The organism is Nocardioides pacificus (assembly GCF_054775955.1).
Map to the genome: position 1 here is coordinate 309310 of NZ_BAAHCI010000015.1, position 19661 is coordinate 328970.

Genomic DNA, 19661 nt, shown 5'->3' on the forward strand with positions numbered 1-19661 from the left:
CCATGACGAACAACCAGCCGCCCGCCGCGCCCCGGCTGAAGGTCTCGCACGCCCAGGCCACGCGCGAGTTCGACGCCGCCAGCGTGCTGGTGGGCCGTGACCCGTCCGCCGACGTGGTCGTCACCCACGACGACGTCTCCCGGCGCCACCTCGAGCTGCGCCGCAGCGGGGGCGGATGGTTCGTGGTCGACCTCGACAGCACCAACGGCACCTTCCTGGCCGGGCGGCGGATCGCCCACGAGCAGCTGATGCCCGGCCGGCCCGTGCTGATCGGCCTCGGCGCGCAGGGCGGCCCGGAGCTGGCGGTGGAGGTGCTCGGCGCACCGCGCACCCCACCGGGACAGCTCGCCCACGGACAGACGGTGATGCCGCAGGCGCCCGGCCAGGCCCCGGGATCCGGCCCCGTCTACACGATCGGGCGGACCCGCACCAGCGACATCGTCGTCGACGACCCCCTGGTCTCGCGGCGCCACGCCACGCTCGAGCTGGGGCAGCGCGTCGTGCTGCGCGACCTCGGCAGCTTCAACGGCACCTTCGTCAACGGCCAGCGGGTGGTCGGGGCGGTCGAGCTGCACCCCGGCGCCGAGGTGATCCTGGGCAACCAGACCTTCGACTGGGACGGCTTCCAGCTGATCGCCCGGTTCACCCGGCACGACATGACCCTGTTCGTCGACGGGTTGACGACCACCGTCAACGGCAACCGGCGGCTGCTCGACGGCGTGTCGTTCCAGCTGGAGCCGTCGACCCTGACCGCGGTGATCGGACCGTCGGGTGCAGGCAAGTCGACCCTGCTGGGGGCGCTCACCGGGCTCAGCCCCGCCACGCACGGCAATGTCGTGTGGCAGGGCCATGACCTCTACACGCACTACGACCAGCTGCGCTTCCAGATCGGCCTGGTGCCCCAGCAGGACATCCAGCACCCGCAGCTGACCGTGCGTCAGGGGCTCACCTACGCCGCGATGCTCCGGCTGCCGCCCGACACCACGAGCGCCGAGCGGGCACACCGGGTGCAGCAGGTCGTCGGCCAGATGCAGCTCGACCGTCAGGTCGACAACCGGATCGGCACCCAGCTCTCGGGTGGGCAGAAGAAGCGCGTCTCGATCGCCACCGAGCTGCTGACCGCGCCGCCGCTGCTCTTCCTCGACGAGCCGACCTCGGGCCTCGACCCCGGCCTGGACCGCGACGTCATGCACCAGCTGCGCACGCTCGCCGACGAGGGCCGTGTGGTCATGGTGGTGACCCACTCCGTGCTGGCACTCGACGTCTGCGACAACGTCGTGGTCCTGGCGCCGGGCGGTCGGGTGGCCTACTTCGGCCCGCCGTCCGGGGTCCTTGCGCACTTCGGCTGCCGGGACTATCCCCAGGTGTTCGACCTGCTCGACGAGCCGGACCTGTGGCAGCGGATCCCGCCGCCTCCCCGCGGCTCCTGGACCGGGGACACCGGGATGCTCCCGCCGCAGGCCAACGGCCCCGTCGCTCCGCCTCCGCAGCAGTCCTTCGCACGCCAGCTGACGACGCTCGTGCGGCGTACCCTGGCCGTGACCGTGGCCGATCGGCTGCTGCTGACGATGCTGATCGCGATGCCGGTGGTGCTGGGCGCGCTGAGCCGGGTCGTGCAGGGCAGTGCCGGGCTGTCGCTGCTCGAGACGGTGGGCGACGAGGGCATCCTCGACGCCCGCGAGGCCGGACAGCGACTGACGATCCTGATCGTGGCCGCCTCCTTGATGGGCACCGCGGTCACGATCCGCGAGCTGGTCAAGGAACGCGCGATCTTCCAACGCGAGTACGCCGTGGGGCTGTCGCCGGGCGCCTACCTGATGAGCAAGATCCTGGTGCTCGGCATCGCCTGCTTCGGGCAGGGGATGCTGGTCACGGCTCTGGCTCTCGGCGGTCTCCCCGGGCCCGACGACGGCGGAGCGTTCGGCCTGGGCGGGCTCGAGATCGCGGTGGCCATCGGCGCGCTCGCCTTCACCATGGCCGTGGTCGGCCTGGCCGTCTCGGCGGTCGTCACGAGCTCGGAGCAGACGATGCCGGCGCTGGTCGGCCTCGTGATGGTCCAGCTCGTGCTCTCCGGGGCCCTGGTGCAGATCGCGGGGCGGCCGGTGCTCGAGCAGCTCGCCTGGCTGGCCCCTGCGCGCTGGGGCTATGCGGCGTGCGCCGTCAGCCTCGATCTGACCCGGCCCGACGAGGCGCGGCCCGGTGCCACCGTGGACGCGCTGTGGAGCGCCGGCGCGGCCCAGTGGTTCGCCGACATGACGGTCCTGGGCGTGCTCTGCGCCCTCTCCGGTCTCGTCGCCTATCTGCTCGTACGACGCAGTGCCCGGGCCTGAGCAGGCTCCGTCGACGCCGCATCCTCAGTCGACTCCGCATCCTCAGTCCACACAGCGCCGTCCCCACGGCGAGGCGTAGGAGCCCCGGATCAGCCGGACCTCGAGACAGACCCGGTCGACCGCCTCGACGCGCAGCGTCGTGCTCCGCACCCGCTCGCTCGCTCCGGTGTCCACGCGCAGCCACTCCCAGGTGTCCTCGGCCCGGCCGGGCTCGCCGGGGCGCCAGCTGAACGTCACGGACTCGCCCGCACGGGAGCCCTCGACCCGGGGCGCGGCTCGCGGTGCCTCGGGCGCGACGGGGAGCGGTGTGCCGGCCGATGTGGGTGTCCGGCTCGTTTCCGCGTCGGCGGGGCGACGCTCGCTGCCGGCGTTGACGAGCAGCGCTATCCCGACGCCGGCCAGGGCCGTGGTCGCCACGGCCGCCGTGACGAGTGCCCCGGTCCGGGGACGTCGCGAGTCGGCGCCGGTGTCGGGAGCGGCCACAGCCCCAGCATCTGCCGCGCCGGTCCCCGTGCTCGGGACCACGGTGGCGGGCTTGAGGAGGGTGGCGTCGGGGTCGTCGGCCGAGGCGCCAGTGCTCACCGGCCGGGGTCGGTCGGGCGTGCTCCCCTCGACGGCGATGGGGGTGCGGGAGAAGCCCTCGGCGGCCTCGATGCGCTGCAGATCCCGGGCCAGCTCCAGTGCGCTGGCCGGGCGGTGGGTGGGGTCCTTGGCCAGGCAGCGCTGGAGCAGGCGGTCCAGCGCCGCCGGCACGTCGGCGCGCTGCGTGGCGGGGGGAGGGGCGTGCAGGATCCGGGCTGTGAGCGCGGTCCAGGAGTTGTCGCCGTTGGGCACGCTGAAGGGCGAGCGACCGACCAGCAGGTTCCAGATTGTGGCGCCCAGCGCATAGACGTCAGAGGCGACCGAGCCGTTGGAGCGAGCGTCGATCAGCTCCGGCGACGACCAGGGGAAGGAGATCCGGATCTCCTGGTCGCCGGCCACGTCCGCGATCCGGCCCGCGATGCCGAAGTCCGACAGCGCCGGCTCGTGATAGGTCGTCACCAGGACGTTGCTCGGCTTGATGTCGCGGTGCAGGATGCCGGCGCGGTGGGCGGTCTCGATGGCGCTGGCCAGCTTGATGCCGGTGCTCACCGCGTCGCCCACCGACATCGGGGTGGCCCGGACCCTGACCCCGAGGTCGGGCGGCGGGCAGTAGCGCATCACGAGATAGGGGCGGCCGCCGTCGTCCGGACCGGTGGTCCCCGCGGTGATCACCGAGACGATGTAGGGGTGGTCGGCCAGTTGGGCCATGGCGTCGGCCTCGGCGGTGAAGAGCTCCTTCTCCCGCTCGGTGAGGGGGACGTCGGGGCGCACCACCTTGACGGCGACCCGCTGACGCGGCCACTGCTGCTCGTAGAGGAACACGTCGGCGAACCCGCCGCTGCCGAGGTGCTCCAGGCACGTGAAGCCCGGGATGTGCGGACCGCTCACGAGGGGCGGCCCACGTCGCCCGTCGCCACCGAGCCGGGAGCTGGGTCGACCTCGAAGACGACCTCGTAGACGTCGGCCAGGTTGAGCACCTGGCCCGGCTCCAGGATGTGCGGCTCGCGGGGGCGCAGGCGCTGGATCGGACGGCCGCGCTGCGCGATCGTGGTGCCTCCGCGGGAGCCGAGGTCGAGGGCCACGACGTGCCAGCCGTCGAGCTCGATCTGCAGGTGCACCCGGGAGAGGTACGTCGAGCCGGCCGGCAGATGGACCAGGTGCGGCCAGTCCTCGCCGCCGGCGACCGGCTCGGGCTTGCGTCCGAAGACCACGCCGCGGTCGAGCGGGATCACCTGCCCGCCGGGCAGGCGCAGTCCGCCGAGCCGCGGCCGGGGGATGCGCGCGGGCTCCTGGTCGGCCACCGGCACCCCGCAGACGCGGCAGGTCGGCGCGTGGGCCGGCGTCACGTGACCTGCCGGGCAGAGCCACGCCAGCACGGTCTCGCGGGTCTGGTGGCCCAGGTGGTCGGGAGCGCGACGGTGGGCGGTGCGCCCGTCGTGGTCTGGCCCGCCGAGGAGCTCGCGCGGTGGCGTGGTGGCCGCGAGAGCGGGGCTGGCCGGCGCGTCCATCCGCGGGGGCAGGACCCGGGGGGCGCCACGGCGTGTGGTTCTTCCGGGCTCGACCGGTGCGGCCGCGGGACGGCGCGACGGCAGGGCATCCGGGCGACGCACGGGCGGCGAGGGTCGTCGGCCGGGCCGGCCCTGCAGCACGGCTGGTGGGACGCGGTCGATGAGGGGGTGCGCGGCGGTGGCCCCGGCCCCCGGGACGATCGCCCCGCCGGACGCCCCGCCGATTGCCCCGTCGATTGCCCCGTCGGACGCTTCGGCGGCCAGCTCCATCCCGCCGGCGGCGACGACACCCTCGACGAGCGGCAGCCGCTGACCGGTCGCCGGGAGACCGACGGCAACCGCTCGGATCCCCGCCCGGACGGAGACCTGGCCCCGACCGCGCATCACCATCTCCTCGGCCCCCGGGGTCTGGTCGACGAGGACGAGCGAGGGGAGCCGGCCCTCGAAGTGGGCCTCGAGCGCCGCGAGCACGGCGCGGCTGATGCTCTGCTGTCCGGTGGGGTCGGCCTCGAGCAGCCCCCACAGGTGCTCGACGGGGAGCTGCTCCGCAGGGGCGTCGGTCAGCAGCCAGCGACCGCCGCGTCCCAGGAGCGTGCCGCGACCAGCGACGTACACGGCTTGTGCTCGACGTTCCATGTGGGAGCCCCCTTCCCTGGAGCCGGGACGGCTCCACCCATGTCGGCTGGAGCCGGAACGGCTCCGCCCATGTCGGCCGCGTCCGTGCTGGGCCGACCTGTCGGGTCATTGTGGTCGATATCGTCGGCTGCCGGGAGGTTCGGGGCATCTTGAGGCCCGCCCGTTGCCCTGCCTTAGGCTCCGTGCAGCACACGGATCCGACTCGGGGGGAGCTAGGTGGGCTTCGCAGCAGCAGCCAGACGCAGGCGGGGAGCCGTCGCGTCCGCGCTCGCGGTGACCCTGGCCGCCAGCGGACTGGTCTGGTTCGCGGTCTCCGCCGACGGCTACCAGGCGCACGACGCCCAGCTGAACGACGGCGGGATCTGGGTCACCAACGGCCGCGACGGCTTCTACGGCCGGGTGAACAAGCCGATCGGGCAGCTCGACGCCGCGCTCTTCGCCCAGCTCGACACCTCGCTCGACGTGGTCCAGGACGGCGCAGCCGTGGTCGGCCACAACGTCTCCGAGGGACTGATCGCCCCCATCGACCCCGCGAGCGTGCAACAGCCGGAGGGCGAGGTGGCCGCCCTCCCCGGGGGCGCCCAGGTGCGGCTCGCGGGCGGCACCCTCGCCGTGGCCGACCCGGCGACCGGGAGGGTGTGGGCCGATCGCGTCGACACCGCGACGGGCGCACCGCCGGTGAGTGGCCTCGACCGCGACCAGGACCCCAGTGCCACGGCCGGGGGGACGGCCGCCCTGGCCGTGACCTCGGACGGTGCCGTCGTGGTGGTCTCGGCGGTCGACGACACGGTCACGGTCCTCGAGCCCCGCGGCACCGGGTTCGCGCCGGCCGTCACCGAGCCGCTCGACCACGAGCTCCCCGCGAGCACCCTCGACCCGGGGGTGTCCGCTGTCGGCGATTCCCCCGTGGTGCTCGACCCGGACGAGGGCGCCCTGCAGGTCGTCGGCGGGGCTCGCGCGGGCGTCGAGGCCGGCTCGGTCCTGCAGCAGGCGGGTCCCGAGGCCTCCGAGGTCCTGGTCGCCGGTCCCGACGCTCTCGTGGCCGTCGACCTCGAGACCGGTGACGTGCGCACCGTGGCCGACGGGGTCGCCGGCCGACCGGCCGAGCCCGTCCGGCTCGGCGACTGCGTCTACGGCGCCTGGTCGGGTGGGACCGGCGTGGTGGTGACGCGCTGCGGGGACGACGACCCGGTCGTGGCCTCGCTGGCCACCAGCACCACCGACCTGGTCTTCCGCGTGAACCGCGACGAGATCCTGCTCAACGACCGGGCCACCGGTGCGGTGTGGGACATCGACTCCGACCAGCCGGCCCGGCTCGACGACTGGGACGCGTTCAAGAACAAGGTGCGCGACGAGGACGACGAGGAGGAGAACGAGAAGGAGGACTCGGGCGACCGGCGCCCTCCGGAGGCCCGTCCGGACGCGTTCGGTGCCCGTCCCGGCCGCACGACCGTGCTGCACCCGCTCGACAACGACACGGCCCCCGGGGGGCGGCTGCTCTCGATCCGCTCGGTCGAGGACGTGTCCGGCTCCGGTGCCGAGGTGACGATCAGCCCGGACGGGCAGACCGCCCAGATCCGACTGCCGGAGCAGGCGAGCGGGACCACGACGTTCGAGTACCACATCGACGACGGCCGGCAGGACGTCTCCGATCACGCCACCGTGACGGTGACCGCCCGGCAGCCGTCGACCAACGCCGACCCGCACCTGCGCGAGGGGTTCGAGCCGCGCGAGTGGACGGTGCCGTCGGGTGGGGTCCTCGACCTTCCGGTGCTCCCGGACTGGCGGGACAAGGAGGACGGCGACGCGCTGAGCCTGGACTCCGCCCGGGTGCTGGGTGGCGCGCCCGGTGCGGAGGTGCGGACCACCGGCAGCGGCCGCCTCCGGTTCACCGCGCCGGTGCGGGCGGGGCTGATCACGCTCGAGTACGCCGTGACGGACGGCATCGGCGCGCCGGTCACCGACCGGGTCAGAGTCCGGGTGCAGGACAAGCGCGACCGCCAGGCCGTCGCGGCCGTGGCGGAGCCCGATGTGGTGGCCGGCGAGGTCGGCAGGCCGATCACCATCCGTCCGCTGGGCAACGACCTGCCCGGGTCCGACCCGGTCACCCCCGACACCGAGGTGACCCTGGCGGGGAAGGTCGCCCCGACCGGCGGGGCGGACGTCGAGACCGACCTCGTCGACGGCGTCCTGACCTTCCGCTCCGACGTAGCGCGAACCTACTTCCTCGACTACGACGTGGCCTACGGCAACGCGCCGTTCGCGCCCGGCAGGATCCGCGTCGACGTCCGTCCGGCCCGGACCCCGCCCGAGGAGCCGGTGGCGATGCCGGACACCGTCACGCTGCACGGGCAGTCGCCGACGCTGGTCGACGTGCTCGCCAACGACGTGGACCCGACCGGTGGGATGCTCGTCGTCCAGCAGGGCTGGGCCCGCACCGACAACCAGCTCGACGTCGCGGTGGTCGACGGTCGCTGGCTGCGGATCTCGGCGCGCCAGGGCACCGTCACGCCCTCGCCCCAGCTCGTCCGCTACACGATCAGCAACGGTCGGCGCTCGGGCATCCAGGGCGAGGTCGTGGTCACCCAGCGGGAGACACCGCGCGACGACACCCCCGTCACCGAGACCGACCGGGTGGTGGTCCGGGCCGGAGCCTCGGTGACCGTGCCGGTCCTGGACAACGACTTCAGCCCGTCGGGTGAGTCGCTGAGCCTGGTCGGCGACGTCGCGGGGGAGGAGGCCGGCCGCCTCCCGGTCCAGCCGTCCGGCGACCTCGACGTCGAGACGGGGGAGGCCTACGTCGCGGGACGCTTCGTGCGCTACGTCGCGCCCGCCGATCTCGACGAGGAGCAGACCTTCACGGTCGGCTACGTCGCCAGCAACCCCGCGGGACGCTCGGCGCCCGGGACGCTGGAGGTGAGCGTCGTCCCGCGCGAGCGCGAGAACCAGCTCCCGGAGCCTCCCGTGCTGGAGGCTCGGACGGTCTCGGGGGAGACCGTGCGGCTGCGGGTGCCGGGGGCGGGGGTGGACCCCGACGGGGACCCGGTCACGGTGCTCGGCATCGACTCGGCGCCGGCGCTGGGCCGGGTGGTGCGTCACGGGGCCAACTCGCTGGAGTACCTCGCCTACCCCGGAAGTGCCGGGACCGACGAGTTCACCTACACCGTGAGCGACACGATGGGCGGTGTCGCCACCGGCTCCGCGCGCGTGGCCGTGGCCCCGCCCGACACCCCCCAGCCGCCGCTCGCCGTGCCGGACACGCTCACCGTCGAGCCGGGTCGGCTCGCCACCGTGGACGTGCTCGCCAACGACGTCATCGCCTCCGGCGACCGGGTGAGCGTCGCGCTGGTGTCCGCGCCCGACGGGGTGGAGCTCACCTCCGAGACCGGCCCGCTGGAGCTGACCGCCCCGGAGACGGCCGGGCAGAACCTCGAGGTGGTCTATCGCATCGACAACGGGCTGGCCTCCTCGCAGGCGACGGTCACGCTGCGCACTGCGAGCCCCTGGAACAACCCACCGGTGGTGTTCGACGCCTTCGGTGATGCGGCCGACGGCGACACCGTGACCGTGGACGTGCTGCGCACCGCCTACGACCCCGACGGCCCGACCAGCGCCCTGCGGGTCACCGACGTGCGGGCCCCCGCGGGCATGCGCGCCTCGTTCGCCGAGGGGTCGGTGACGGTGGAGCGCGGCGAGCACCCCCGGGTGCTGCCGTTCACCGTCAGCGACGCCGACGGCGGGGCGGCGACCGCCTCGCTCTTCGTGCCGGCGGCCGACGGGGGCCTTCCCTACGTGCGGCCCGGCAGCGTGATCCGGGTGGAGCCGGGGGAGAGCGTCACCGAGACCCTTGCCGACCACGTGGTCGACCCCGCGGGAGGCGAGGTCCGCTTCACCCTGCGCGACCGCGTCTGGGCCTCCCCGGTCGCCGACGTGGCGGCCAGCGTCACCGACGACGGCTCCTTCGAGGTGGCCGCGGGCGAGCGGTACGCCGGCCCCGGCGCGGTCAGCTTCGAGGTCACCGCCGGCGACTCCTCCGACGATCGCTCCGACGGTTCAGCCGCACGCCGGGCGGTGCTCGCCGTACCCGTCCAGGTCGGAGACGCCGTGCCGATCCTGCGCTGCCCGCAGCAGCCGGTGGAGGTCTCGCAGGCAGCCGGGCTGCGGCTCGACGTGGCCGCGCTGTGCCACGTGTGGACGCCCGACGAGGCGAGCGCGCTGTCCTTCGACGCCGACTGGGAGACCTCCGTCGCGGGGCTGTCGATCATCGAGCCGAGCGGCGAGGTGATCGAGGTGGCCGCGGACGGTGACGCCCGTCCCGGCAGCGAGGCCGTGCTGCAGGTGAGCGCCGGCGACGCCCGGCCGGGCCGGCTCCGGATCCGTGTCGTGAAGTCCCCGCCCCCCTCCCTCGCCCCGATCCGGGTGGCGGACATGCGGGCCGGGACGAGTCGCACCCTCGATCTGGCGCCCTACCTGAGAGCGGGCGTCGCCGATCCTGTGCCCCGGTTGCTGGAGGTCACCCAGACAACCGACCTGCCCGTGGACGCGCAGCGCGAGGGTGACACCAGCCTGGTGCTGACCACCACGGAGCAGGCTCAGGGCCGGGCGGAGTTCCGCGTGGTGATGACCGACGTGGTCGGCGACGCCGGCGTCGAGCGACAGGTCGAGGGCGTGCTGTCGCTGGAGGTGCTCAACGTCCCGGACGCGCCCTCGGCTCCGGTGCCCGGGCGCAGCGTGCGCAGCGAGCAGGTCCGGCTGGCCTGGCGGGCTCCCGACGCCAACGGCGCACCGGTGAGTGCCTACGAGGTGCGCGCCGACGACGGCACCACCACGCGGTGCGCGAGCACCGCGTGCGACGTCACCGGGCTGACCAACGGTCGCGCCTACACGTTCACCGTGCGCGCCCGCAACGCGGTCGGCTGGTCGTCGTGGAGCGGACGATCGGCGAGCGCCACCCCCGACGCCAAGCCGGGCCGCGTGGGCCGGGTCCGGCTGGTGCGCGTCGGGGACGGCGAGCTGTCGCTGCGCTGGGACCCGCCCTCGACGCGGACCTCCAAGATCCTGCGCTACCACATCTCCTGGCCCGGCGGACAGACCCGGTCGACGCGACCGGCCGTGACCGCGACCGGGCTGGACAACAACCGCTCCTACGTCTTCACCGTGTGGGCCGAGAACTCCTTCGCCGACGGCGAGACCCGAAGCTCCGCCGCGTTCCAGTCAGTGGGGACCCCACCCGAGCCGCCGGCCCCGACCGTCACCGACGAGAAGACCCCGGGTGACCAGGGCGCGGTGTCGCTGTCGTGGCCGGAGACCGTCCGGCCCAACGGGCCCGGGCCCGTGACCTACACCGTGCTGCGCAACGGCACCGCGCTGGCCCAGTGCACGGACGTGTCGCGCACCACCTGCGACGACACCGCGATCACCTATGACGGCACCGACTATCGCTACGCCGTGCAGGTCACCAACGGCGGCGGCAAGTCTGCGACCGGCGCAGCGACCACCTGGAAGGCCGTGGGGGAGCCCGCCGACTGGGCGGACTGGACCCTGCGCGCCACGGGGAAGGACAACCAGGCGCAGGCGTCCTTCACCGTCCCGGCATCGCGGGGGGCCGAGTCCACCGTCAAGTTCTGGGTCGATGGACGCGAGGTGACCCGGACCGCCGCGACGGGGGCCCAGACCCGGTCCTTCACGGTGCCCGACAACGACAGCACGCACGCCGTCCGGCTCGAGGTCTGCAACGAGGGCGGCGCATGCTCGCAGTCCTCGACGAAGAACGTCCAGACGTGGGGACCGCTGACCTCGGGCCACATCGTGGGCATCACGCCGCAGGTCGACGGGACCCGCGTCAGCTGGTCGGTCTCGGTCGACAACAACGGCGACCCCGCCCGGGTGCGGATCCGCAGCGCCCGCCGCGACGTCGTCCTCGAGACGAGCTCGGTCGACGAGGCCACGGTCAGCAGCGGCTACGTCGACCTGGGGCACGCCTACACCGAGGACGTCACCGTGACCCTGTCCGACACGTCCCCGTCGCGGCCCGGGGTGAGCAAGCAGGCGTCGTACCGCACCAAGGACGCGCCGGACCCGACCGTGAGCGTCAGCCGGGGAGCGCGGTGCGGCCCGCGCGGCAGCGCCAACGCGTGCACCAACGATCCCTCAGCACTCGACTGCACCCACGCGTCGTGCGGCCGGGTGGTCATCACCACGACCAAGTTCTCCGGCGACGTCACCTGCCGTCTGAACAGCAGCAACGGCGCCTACAGCAACACCCACTCCGTCGGGGGTGACACGAGCAAGCAGCTCACCGCCTACTTCGGCTACCCCAACGGCTGGGTCACCGCGAGCTGCTCGCGTGCCGGGCAGAGCGCCACCTCGCCTCGCTACGACTGGCCGGACTCCTAAGCCCGGCTCCCGGCAGACCAGACCTCAGCGCTCCGCAGACCCCGGTGTCCCGCGAAAGGACCACGATGACGATCTCTCCCGACCAGGCGGCCTGGTTCAAGCAGACCTTCGATCAGCTCGCCGACAACATGGAGCGCGCCGTGCTCGGCAAGCGTCACGTGGTGCGGCTCGCCCTGACCTGCCTGCTCTCCGAGGGACACCTGCTGCTCGAGGACAACCCGGGGACCGGCAAGACGATGCTGGCGCGGGCCCTGGCCAACACCGTCCAGGGCAGCCACGCCCGGATCCAGTTCACCCCGGACCTGCTGCCCTCCGACGTCACGGGCGTGACGATCTATGACCAGCATCGCGGGGAGTTCGAGTTCCGACCCGGCCCGATCTTCCACAGCATCGTGCTCGCGGACGAGATCAACCGCGCCTCGCCCAAGACCCAGTCGGCGCTGCTCGAGGTCATGGAGGAGGGCCGGGTGACCGTCGACGGCGAGCCGCGTGAGGTGGGCCGTCCGTTCATGGTGATCGCGACCCAGAACCCGATCGAGCAGGCCGGCACCTACCGCCTGCCCGAGGCCCAGCTCGACCGCTTCCTGATGAAGACGTCGGTGGGCTACCCCGACCGCGCGGCGACCGTCGAGCTCCTGCTCAACGCCGGTGTGCGCGACCGGGCTGCGCTGGTGACGCCGGTGATCACCGCCGCCGCGGTGGCGCAGATGTCCGCTCTCGCCGACGGGGTGCACGTCGATCCGGCGGTGCTCACCTATGTCGCGGAGCTCGCCGAGGAGTCGCGTCGTCAACCGCACGTCCGGCTCGGCCTGTCCGCGCGCGGCTGCCTGGCCTTCGTCCGGGTCGCCAAGACCTGGGCCGCCGCCGACGGCCGGGACCATGTCGTGCCCGACGACATCTTGGAGCTCGCGATCCCGGTGCTGGGCCACCGGCTGCTCCTCGACGCGGAGGCCCAGTTCAACGGCGTGAGCGTCGAGTCCGTCATCGCCCGGCTCCTCGACCTGATCGCCCCGCCCACGGACCGCTCCCCGGCGGCCCGGAGCCAGGATCGCTCCCAGGATCGCGTCCCGGGCGGCACCGCGTCGGTCCACGGGCAGACGGGTTGACCCGGATCCGGGCCCTCCTGGAGGTCGTCAACCCGGCGGGGTGGGCAGTGCTCGCCCTCGGCGCACTGGCGGCTGCCGGGCTGGGGCTGACGCACTGGCGCGAGCTCGCCGTCCTGGCTGCGGCCTGCGCGGTGCTGGTGACGATGGCGCTGCCGTTCCTGGTCGGTCGCACCCGGCTCGCCGTCCGGCTGACGCTCGATCCGTCGAGGGTCACAGCCGGGGGCACGGTGGCCGCCGCCGTGGAGGTGCGCAACCTCTCCGGGCGCCGCTCCTGGCCCCTCCCGCTCGAGCTCCCCGTCGGCCCGGCGCTGCACCGCTTCACGCTCCCCGCGCTCGGCCCCTCGTCCGGCAGCCCTTCGTCCGGCAGCCCCGTCCCTGGAAGTGCGGCGGCCCATGTGGAGCCGTTCACCATCCGTGCCGAGCGTCGTGGCGTGATCGAGGTCGGCCCCGTGCTGACCCGACGCGGCGACCCTCTCGGCCTGTTCTCGCGTGACCTCGCCCGCACCGGCGTCCACGAGATCCTGGTCCGGCCGTCCCTGGTGCCCCTCGAGCAGCTCGGTGCCGGACTGCTGCGCGATCTCGAGGGTGTGACCACCGAGGCGGTCACCCACAGCGACCTCGCGTTCCACGCCCTGCGCGAGTACGCCCCCGGTGACGACCTTCGTCACGTGCACTGGCGATCGTCGGCACGGGCGATGAGCGCGACCGGCGAGAACCAGCTGCTGGTGCGGCAGTACCTCGACACCCGCCGCAGCCATGTCAGCGTCGTCGTCGACGACGACGCCCGGGCCTGGGCGTCCGAGGACGACTTCGAGACGGCCATGTCGGTGGCGGCGTCCATCGTGGTCCGCGCGGCGGTGGACGAGATGGAGACGTCGTTCTTCTGCGGCCCCGTCGCCGCCACGCGCGTCGACGGCCAGCGGACGCTCGACGCGGTGTGCCGGGCGGGCCTGGCGAGGACGCCGGCGGCCCAGGGCGTGAGCGCCACGGCCGCGACGGCCGCCCGGACCGCGCCGGACACCAGCCTGCTGCTGTGCGTGAGTGGCACCGGCACCCCGTTCTCCGAGGTGCAGCGGGCCCTGACCGCCTTCAGCCCGGAGGTACGACGCATCGCCGTCGTCGTGGACCCGTCCGCGCCGAGCCGGGTCGGCGATGCCGCGGGGCTGGGCGTGGTGCATCTGCGGGCCCGCGACGATCTTCCCGGCCTGCTGCGCTGGAGCCTGCGATGATCCCGGCTCGGCGGGTGGCGGCGCGCTTGATCCCTGGGCCGATGCTCGCGTTGGTGCTCGGGCTGTGCGCCGTCGCGCTGGCCGGCCTCGCCCCGTCGTACTCCGGAGCGGGCTTCCTGCTCGTCGGCTGCGCCGGCCTCGTGCTCGGCGCGGCTGTGTCGACCCTGGTGGCGGCGCGGGGCTGGCCGCCGGTGACGGCCGTGCCGCTGGCGATCGTGGTGTTCGGAGTGCTCGGCGGGCCGCTGTGCCTGCGGTCGGAGGGTGCGGCTGCGTGGCTGCCGGCGCCCTCCACCCTGGCGCTGCTGGCCGACCAGCTGCTGTTCGGGTGGAAGGACCTCCTCACGACGTTGCCGCCGGTGGACGGAGCCGGACCGCTCCTCGTGCTCCCCTGGGTGCTCGGTCTGGCCGCCGGGCTCCTCGCCGACGGGTCCGTCCGGCTGGCCGGCGCGGCGCGCCTCCCCGTGGCCGCACGCGTGGTGCTGCCACTGGCGACGCCGATCCTGCTGCTTGCGCTCGTCGTGCTTCTCGGCGTGCGCCACCCGCACTCGCTGTGGCTGCAGGGGACGGTCTTCGCGGTGCTGGCGCTGACGCTGGTGGCACTGAGCGGCCGGCGCCCCGCCTCGTCGGCGACGTTGCTCATCCCCGGCGGCGGGTCTCGCGGACCGAGCCGGGCGCGGCTCCTGGGAGCCCTGGCGATGCTCGTGCTGGCGGGTGCGCTCGCCCAGCCCCTCGGGAGCGTGGTGGCGGGCGGCGACGACGACCGGGTGATCCTGCGGACCTGGGTCGAGCCGCCCTTCGACGTGGGGCGGTACCCCTCGCCGCTCGCCGCGTTCCGGCGCTACGTGGAGATGCCGGAGCCCGACGCCGTCAACCTGCACGACACGACGTTGCTGACCGTCGTGGGGGCTCCCGTCGGCACCCGCATCCGCTTCGCCGCGCTCGACCACTACGACGGGGTCGTGTGGGGGGCCGCCGACCGCGCGGCCGGCGCGGAGGCGACGGGCGAAGCGGGCACCTTCCAGCGGGTGTCGTCGACGATCGACAACCCGGTGTCGGGGGAGCCGCTGGACGCCACCGTCACGCTCGGCGAGGGCTGGTCCGGCGTGTGGCTGCCGACCGCCGGCGCCCTCACCTCGCTGCGCTTCGCCGGAGAGGGTGGGGGCGACGATCGGCTGGACGCCCAGGAGGAGTCGTTCCGCTACAACCTGTCGACGTCCACGGCCGTGGTGCCGGCGGGGCTGCGGGCAGGTGACCGCTACTCGTTCACGGCGTCGCTGCCGCCCGACGACGTCGACCCCGACTCGGCACCCGCCGTCGCGCTGGGCGAGGCCGCATCCGCGGCGTCGTTCCTCGAGACCCAGGCGGTCCAGTGGTCCGCGGGGGAGTCGGCCCCGATGCGCCGCGTCTTCGCCGTCGCCGAGCACCTGCGTCGCGAGGGGAAGTACTCCGACGGCGTCCTGGCAGCGGAGCGCATCTATCACCCCGGGCACCACCGGCGCCGGCTCTCCGAGGAGTTCGCCAACGCGCCGATCATGGTCGGCAACGACGAGCAGTACGCCGCAGTGATGGCGCTGCTGGCCAACCGGATCGGGGTGCCGGCCCGGGTCGTGCTGGGCGCCGAGCTCCCCGCGGACGGGGTGGTGCGCGGGGAGGACGTGCAGGCGTGGGTGGAGCTCCAGGTCGCCGACGGGAGCTGGCGCACCCTGCCCCGCGACACCTTCATGGATCGTGACCGACCTGCTGAGCAACCGCCGCAGAGCGAGCAGGAGATGAGCGGCTCGGTCGTGCCGCCGCCCGCGCCCATCCCGCCGCCGTCGACGGCAGGGGAGCAGAGCGACGCCGAGCTCACCGCACGCAAGACCCGCAAGGACACCGACGGGGGCCTCGGCCTGCCCGGGTGGCTGCGCACGCTGCTCGTCTATGCCGGGCTGCCGCTCGCGCTGGTGCTGGCGGCCCTGGGGGCCGTCGTGCTGGCGAAGGCCCGCCGACGCCGACGCAGACGTACGGCCGCGCGCGTCTCGGCGCGGGTGGTCGGGGGCTGGCAGGAGCTGATCGACCTCGCCCACGACCTCGGACAGCCCATGCCGGCCGGACGCTGCGCCACCCGCCGTCAGCAGGCCGTGAGCCTGCACCCGGGCGGGGCCGCGGTCTCCGCCGCGCCGGCGCTGGCGCGTCGAGCGGACGGGCACGTCTTCGGTCGAGCCGAGCCGGAGGCCGACGACGCCGCCGCCTTCTGGGCCGACGTCGAGATCGAGCGGCGGTCGATGTCGCGGGCGGTGGGCCGGTGGCGTCGCTGGCGGGCCGCGGTCAACCCCGCAAGCCTGCGGCACGGAATAGCCGATCGCCGACGGAGGTTCCGTCGAGCGTGAGCGAACCCGAGCTGGCCCTGTCCGTCCTCGACCTGGTGCCCGTCCGCGGCGACCAGACCACGGCCGACGCGCTGGCCGCGACGCTCTCCCTGGCCCGCACCGCCGACGCGCATGGCTACCGCCGCTACTGGCTGGCGGAGCACCACAACATGCCGGCGGTGGCGGCCACGAACCCGCCGCTGCTGATCGGCCTGGTGGCCGCCAACACCACGCGGATGCGGGTGGGCTCGGGCGGCGTGATGCTCCCCAACCATGCGCCGCTGGTCATCGCCGAGCAGTTCGCCCTCCTCGAGGCGGCCTACCCCGGCCGGATCGACCTCGGGATCGGGCGGGCTCCGGGCAGCGACCCCGTCACCAGCTATGCCCTGCGCCACGGTGCCGGCGGCGTCAGCGACGAGGCGGTCTCGCACTTCCCGGAATACGTGGACAACGTCGTGGCGATGATGGACGCCGGCGGGGTCGGGCTCACTGTCGCGGGCCGCACCCACGCGCTGAGGGCCACGCCCCGGGCCACCTCGGTGCCCGCGGTCTGGTTGCTGGGCTCCTCCGACTACTCCGCCCGGCTCGCAGCGTCGCGGGGTCTGCCCTACGTCTTCGCCCACCACTTCTCCGGCTCGGGCACGGCGCAGGCCCTGGACCTCTACCGCACCGGCTTCCAGGCCTCGTCCGAGTGCCCCACGCCCCGCACGCTCCTCACCGCGAACGTCGTGGTGGCGGCGACCCAGGAGGAGGCGGAGCGGCTCGCGCTGCCCCAGCTGCTGGCGATGCTGGCCATGCGCACCGGGGGAGCGATGCTGCCCCAGCGGCTGGTCGAGGAGGCCGAGCAGGTCGAGCTCTCCGAGTCCCATCGGTCGCTGCTCGAGGCGATGCGCGGCCGCTGGGTGGTGGGAACGCCGGAGCGCGCCGCCACCGAGCTGCGCGCCCTCGCCGCGACGTACGACGTCGACGAGGTGATGGTGCACCCGGTCGCCGGCGCCCCGCTCGGCGCCGACCCGCGGGCCTCGTCCGCGCGCGAGGAGACCCTGCGCCTGCTCGCCGAGGCCCTGCGCTGAACGTCTTCGGGGAGTTGGGGTTTGGTGGGGGCTGCCACTAGACTGGACCGTCGGCCCAACGTGGGTCTGTTTCGTGGTGCCTCGCGGCTGCCCGGATCACCATCAGAGATGCTCGAGAGAGCGGATCTGTGACGTGCCCGGGAAGAGGTCCACGCAGCGGCTTCACGAGGTCCACCCGCACTCCGGTGCGGGAGGTTCCCGGGCCACCCGCCGGTGGCACGCCACAAGCGGTGCAGCACCGGTAGACATCATTTCCGAAACCCACTGAGAGATTGCGGAGGACATGCCAAAGAAAGAAGGCGTGATCGAGCTCGAGGGCACCATCACCGAGGCTCTGCCGAACGCGATGTTCCGCGTGGAGCTGAGCAACGGACACAAGGTCCTCGCCCACATCAGCGGCAAGATGCGTCAGCACTACATCCGGATCCTCCCTGAGGACCGCGTGGTGGTGGAGCTGTCGCCGTACGACCTCACCCGGGGACGGATCGTCTACCGCTACAAGTGACACAGCCGATCGATTGAAAGGACCTCCTCGTGAAGGTCAATCCCAGCGTCAAGAAGATCTGTGACAAGTGCAAGGTGATCCGTCGCCACGGCCGCGTCATGGTGATCTGCGAGAACCCGCGTCACAAGCAGCGTCAGGGCTGAGCTTCGGCCCCGGCCGGCTCAGCACCGCGCAGCGGCGTCATCCGGCGCAGCGGCCACAACTGAATACTTCTCCACGTGCTCGCTAGCCCCCGTCGACCTCGGTCGCGTCGGGCGCAACCACCTCCGGAACAGAGGCCGGAGCCCGGGCTCCCCGCTCGGGACGCGACACGACCAGAAACCTCTGTGAACAATCGAAGGGACACCGCCAGACATGGCACGCCTCGTTGGTGTTGACCTCCCGCGCGACAAGCGCATCGAGATCGCACTCACCTACATCTACGGCATTGGCCGTACCCGCTCTCAGCAGGTCCTCGCGGCCACCGGCGTCGACCCCAACACCCGGGTCCACGCGCTGGGCGACGAGGAGCTGGTCAAGCTCCGCGACGAGATCGAAGGCAACTTCAAGATCGAGGGTGACCTCCGTCGTGAGGTCCAGGCCGACATCCGTCGCAAGATCGAGATCGGCAGCTACCAGGGTCGCCGCCACCGCATGGGTCTGCCCGTGCGTGGTCAGCGCACCAAGACCAACGCCCGCACCCGCAAGGGTCCGAAGCGCACCGTCGCCGGCAAGAAGAAGGCCAAGTGACGCGTTGTCCCTGATCAGGGACACGGCGTCCACGCCGACTTCACTCGAACTCACAGCTTCCAGCAACCTCAGGAGAAACTGAATGCCTCCCAAGAGCCGCAGCGCGGCTGGCGCCAAGAAGGTGCGTCGCAAGGAGAAGAAGAACATCGCTCAGGGCGAAGCCCACATCAAGAGCACGTTCAACAACACCATCGTCACCATCACCGACCCCACCGGTGCGGTGATCTCGTGGGCCTCTGCCGGCACCGTCGGCTTCAAGGGCTCGCGCAAGTCCACCCCGTTCGCCGCACAGATGGCAGCCGAGGCTGCTGGTCGTCGGGCGCAGGAGCACGGCATGAAGAAGATCGACGTCTTCGTGAAGGGCCCGGGCTCGGGCCGCGAGACGGCGATCCGTTCGCTGGGTGCCATCGGCCTCGAGGTCGGGACCATCCAGGACGTCACGCCCACGCCCCACAACGGATGCCGGCCGCCCAAGCGCCGTCGCGTCTGAGCCCCGACACCCCGACCAGACAGACTTAAGGAGTCATTGAGTTATGGCCCGTTACACCGGCCCCATGACCAAGAAGTCGCGCCGTCTCGGTGTCGACCTCGTTGGTGGAGACGCGGCGTTCGAGCGTCGTCCTTACCCGCCCGGCCAGCACGGCCGAGCGCGCGTCAAGGAGAGCGAGTACCGCACCCAGCTGCACGAGAAGCAGAAGGCCCGTATCACCTACGGCATTCTCGAGAAGCAGTTCCACAACTACTACGTCGAGGCTTCGCGGCGCACCGGCAAGACCGGTGACAACATGCTGCAGCTGCTCGAGTGCCGCCTCGACAACGTGGTCTACCGTGCCGGGTTCGCCCGCACGCGTCGCCACGCTCGTCAGCTCGTCAACCACGGGCACTTCAAGGTCAACGGCAAGAAGGTCAACATCCCCTCCTTCCAGGTGACCGCCCACGACGTCATCGACGTCCGGGAGAAGAGCCTCGAGATGACGCCCTTCATCGTGGCTCGCGAGACCCACGGCGAGCGCGTCGTCCCGGCGTGGCTCGAGGCGCTCCCGACCCGCATGCGCATCCTCGTGCACCAGCTCCCGACCCGGGCCCAGATCGACCTCCCGGTCCAGGAGCAGCTGATCGTGGAGTTCTACTCCAAGAAGTGATCCACACACGGGGGCCCCACTCGGGCCCCCGTGTGCCCCCTTTCCAGCCGCTCTGTGCACAGTTCGGGCCCGTCAAA

Annotated in this window: 13 protein-coding genes; 11 read left to right on the forward strand and 2 right to left on the reverse strand. The window is 73.0% G+C overall.

Going from position 1 to position 19661, the window contains the following annotated elements:
• The first annotated feature begins 2 nt into the window (after window positions 1–2).
• Window positions 3–2330, forward strand: coding sequence for an FHA domain-containing protein (locus ACYU7L_RS20075; RefSeq protein ID WP_460800339.1), 2328 nt, complete (start codon window positions 3–5; stop codon window positions 2328–2330).
• Between the two features lie 42 nt (window positions 2331–2372).
• Here the strand turns inward: ACYU7L_RS20075 and ACYU7L_RS20080 are convergent, their stop codons facing one another.
• Both ACYU7L_RS20080 and ACYU7L_RS20085 read right to left on the reverse strand, forming a co-directional pair.
• Entirely contained in the window at window positions 2373–3800 is a 1428-nt protein-coding gene (locus ACYU7L_RS20080; protein WP_460800340.1) for a serine/threonine-protein kinase, read from the reverse strand.
• Entirely contained in the window at window positions 3797–5056 is a 1260-nt protein-coding gene (locus tag ACYU7L_RS20085) for an FHA domain-containing protein (protein ID WP_460800341.1), read from the reverse strand. The genes ACYU7L_RS20080 and ACYU7L_RS20085 overlap by 4 nt, the downstream gene beginning before the upstream one ends.
• A 216-nt stretch (window positions 5057–5272) precedes the next feature.
• Between ACYU7L_RS20085 and ACYU7L_RS20090 the strand changes: the two genes are divergently transcribed.
• The 10 genes from ACYU7L_RS20090 to rpsD all read left to right on the forward strand — a co-directional run bounded on the left by ACYU7L_RS20090 (window position 5273) and on the right by rpsD (window position 19584).
• Window positions 5273–11452: an Ig-like domain-containing protein gene (locus ACYU7L_RS20090; RefSeq protein ID WP_460800342.1), complete on the forward strand. Its 6180-nt coding sequence runs from the start codon at window positions 5273–5275 to the stop codon at window positions 11450–11452.
• A 65-nt stretch (window positions 11453–11517) separates the two neighbouring features.
• Window positions 11518–12558, forward strand: a complete 1041-nt coding sequence (locus ACYU7L_RS20095) for an AAA family ATPase (RefSeq protein ID WP_460800343.1) — start codon at window positions 11518–11520, stop codon at window positions 12556–12558.
• Complete coding sequence (locus ACYU7L_RS20100; RefSeq protein ID WP_460800344.1) at window positions 12555–13787, forward strand: DUF58 domain-containing protein; 1233 nt, start codon at window positions 12555–12557, stop codon at window positions 13785–13787. The genes ACYU7L_RS20095 and ACYU7L_RS20100 overlap by 4 nt, the downstream gene beginning before the upstream one ends.
• A complete protein-coding gene (locus ACYU7L_RS20105) occupies window positions 13784–16156 on the forward strand; it encodes a DUF3488 and transglutaminase-like domain-containing protein (protein ID WP_460800345.1) in 2373 nt (790 codons plus the stop codon). The genes ACYU7L_RS20100 and ACYU7L_RS20105 overlap by 4 nt, the downstream gene beginning before the upstream one ends.
• A complete protein-coding gene (locus ACYU7L_RS20110) occupies window positions 16153–17208 on the forward strand; it encodes an LLM class flavin-dependent oxidoreductase (RefSeq protein ID WP_460800346.1) in 1056 nt (351 codons plus the stop codon). Before ACYU7L_RS20105 ends, ACYU7L_RS20110 begins: the two co-directional genes overlap by 4 nt.
• 283 nt (window positions 17209–17491) lie before the next feature.
• Window positions 17492–17713, forward strand: coding sequence for a translation initiation factor IF-1 (infA, locus tag ACYU7L_RS20115; RefSeq protein ID WP_026145687.1), 222 nt, complete (start codon window positions 17492–17494; stop codon window positions 17711–17713).
• 29 nt (window positions 17714–17742) lie between these two features.
• Entirely contained in the window at window positions 17743–17856 is a 114-nt protein-coding gene (gene rpmJ, locus ACYU7L_RS20120) for a 50S ribosomal protein L36 (protein ID WP_008361054.1), read from the forward strand.
• A 211-nt stretch (window positions 17857–18067) separates the two neighbouring features.
• On the forward strand, window positions 18068–18442 hold the full coding sequence (gene rpsM, locus ACYU7L_RS20125) for a 30S ribosomal protein S13 (RefSeq protein ID WP_460800347.1): 375 nt from the start codon (window positions 18068–18070) through the stop codon (window positions 18440–18442).
• A gap of 82 nt (window positions 18443–18524) precedes the next feature.
• A complete protein-coding gene (rpsK, locus tag ACYU7L_RS20130; RefSeq protein ID WP_460800348.1) occupies window positions 18525–18932 on the forward strand; it encodes a 30S ribosomal protein S11 in 408 nt (135 codons plus the stop codon).
• Window positions 18933–18975: 43 nt separating this feature from the next.
• Window positions 18976–19584 carry a 30S ribosomal protein S4 gene (gene rpsD / locus ACYU7L_RS20135; protein ID WP_460800349.1) on the forward strand — a complete coding sequence of 203 codons (609 nt, stop codon included), beginning with the start codon at window positions 18976–18978 and terminating at the stop codon, window positions 19582–19584.
• The last annotated feature ends 77 nt before the right edge of the window (window positions 19585–19661 follow it).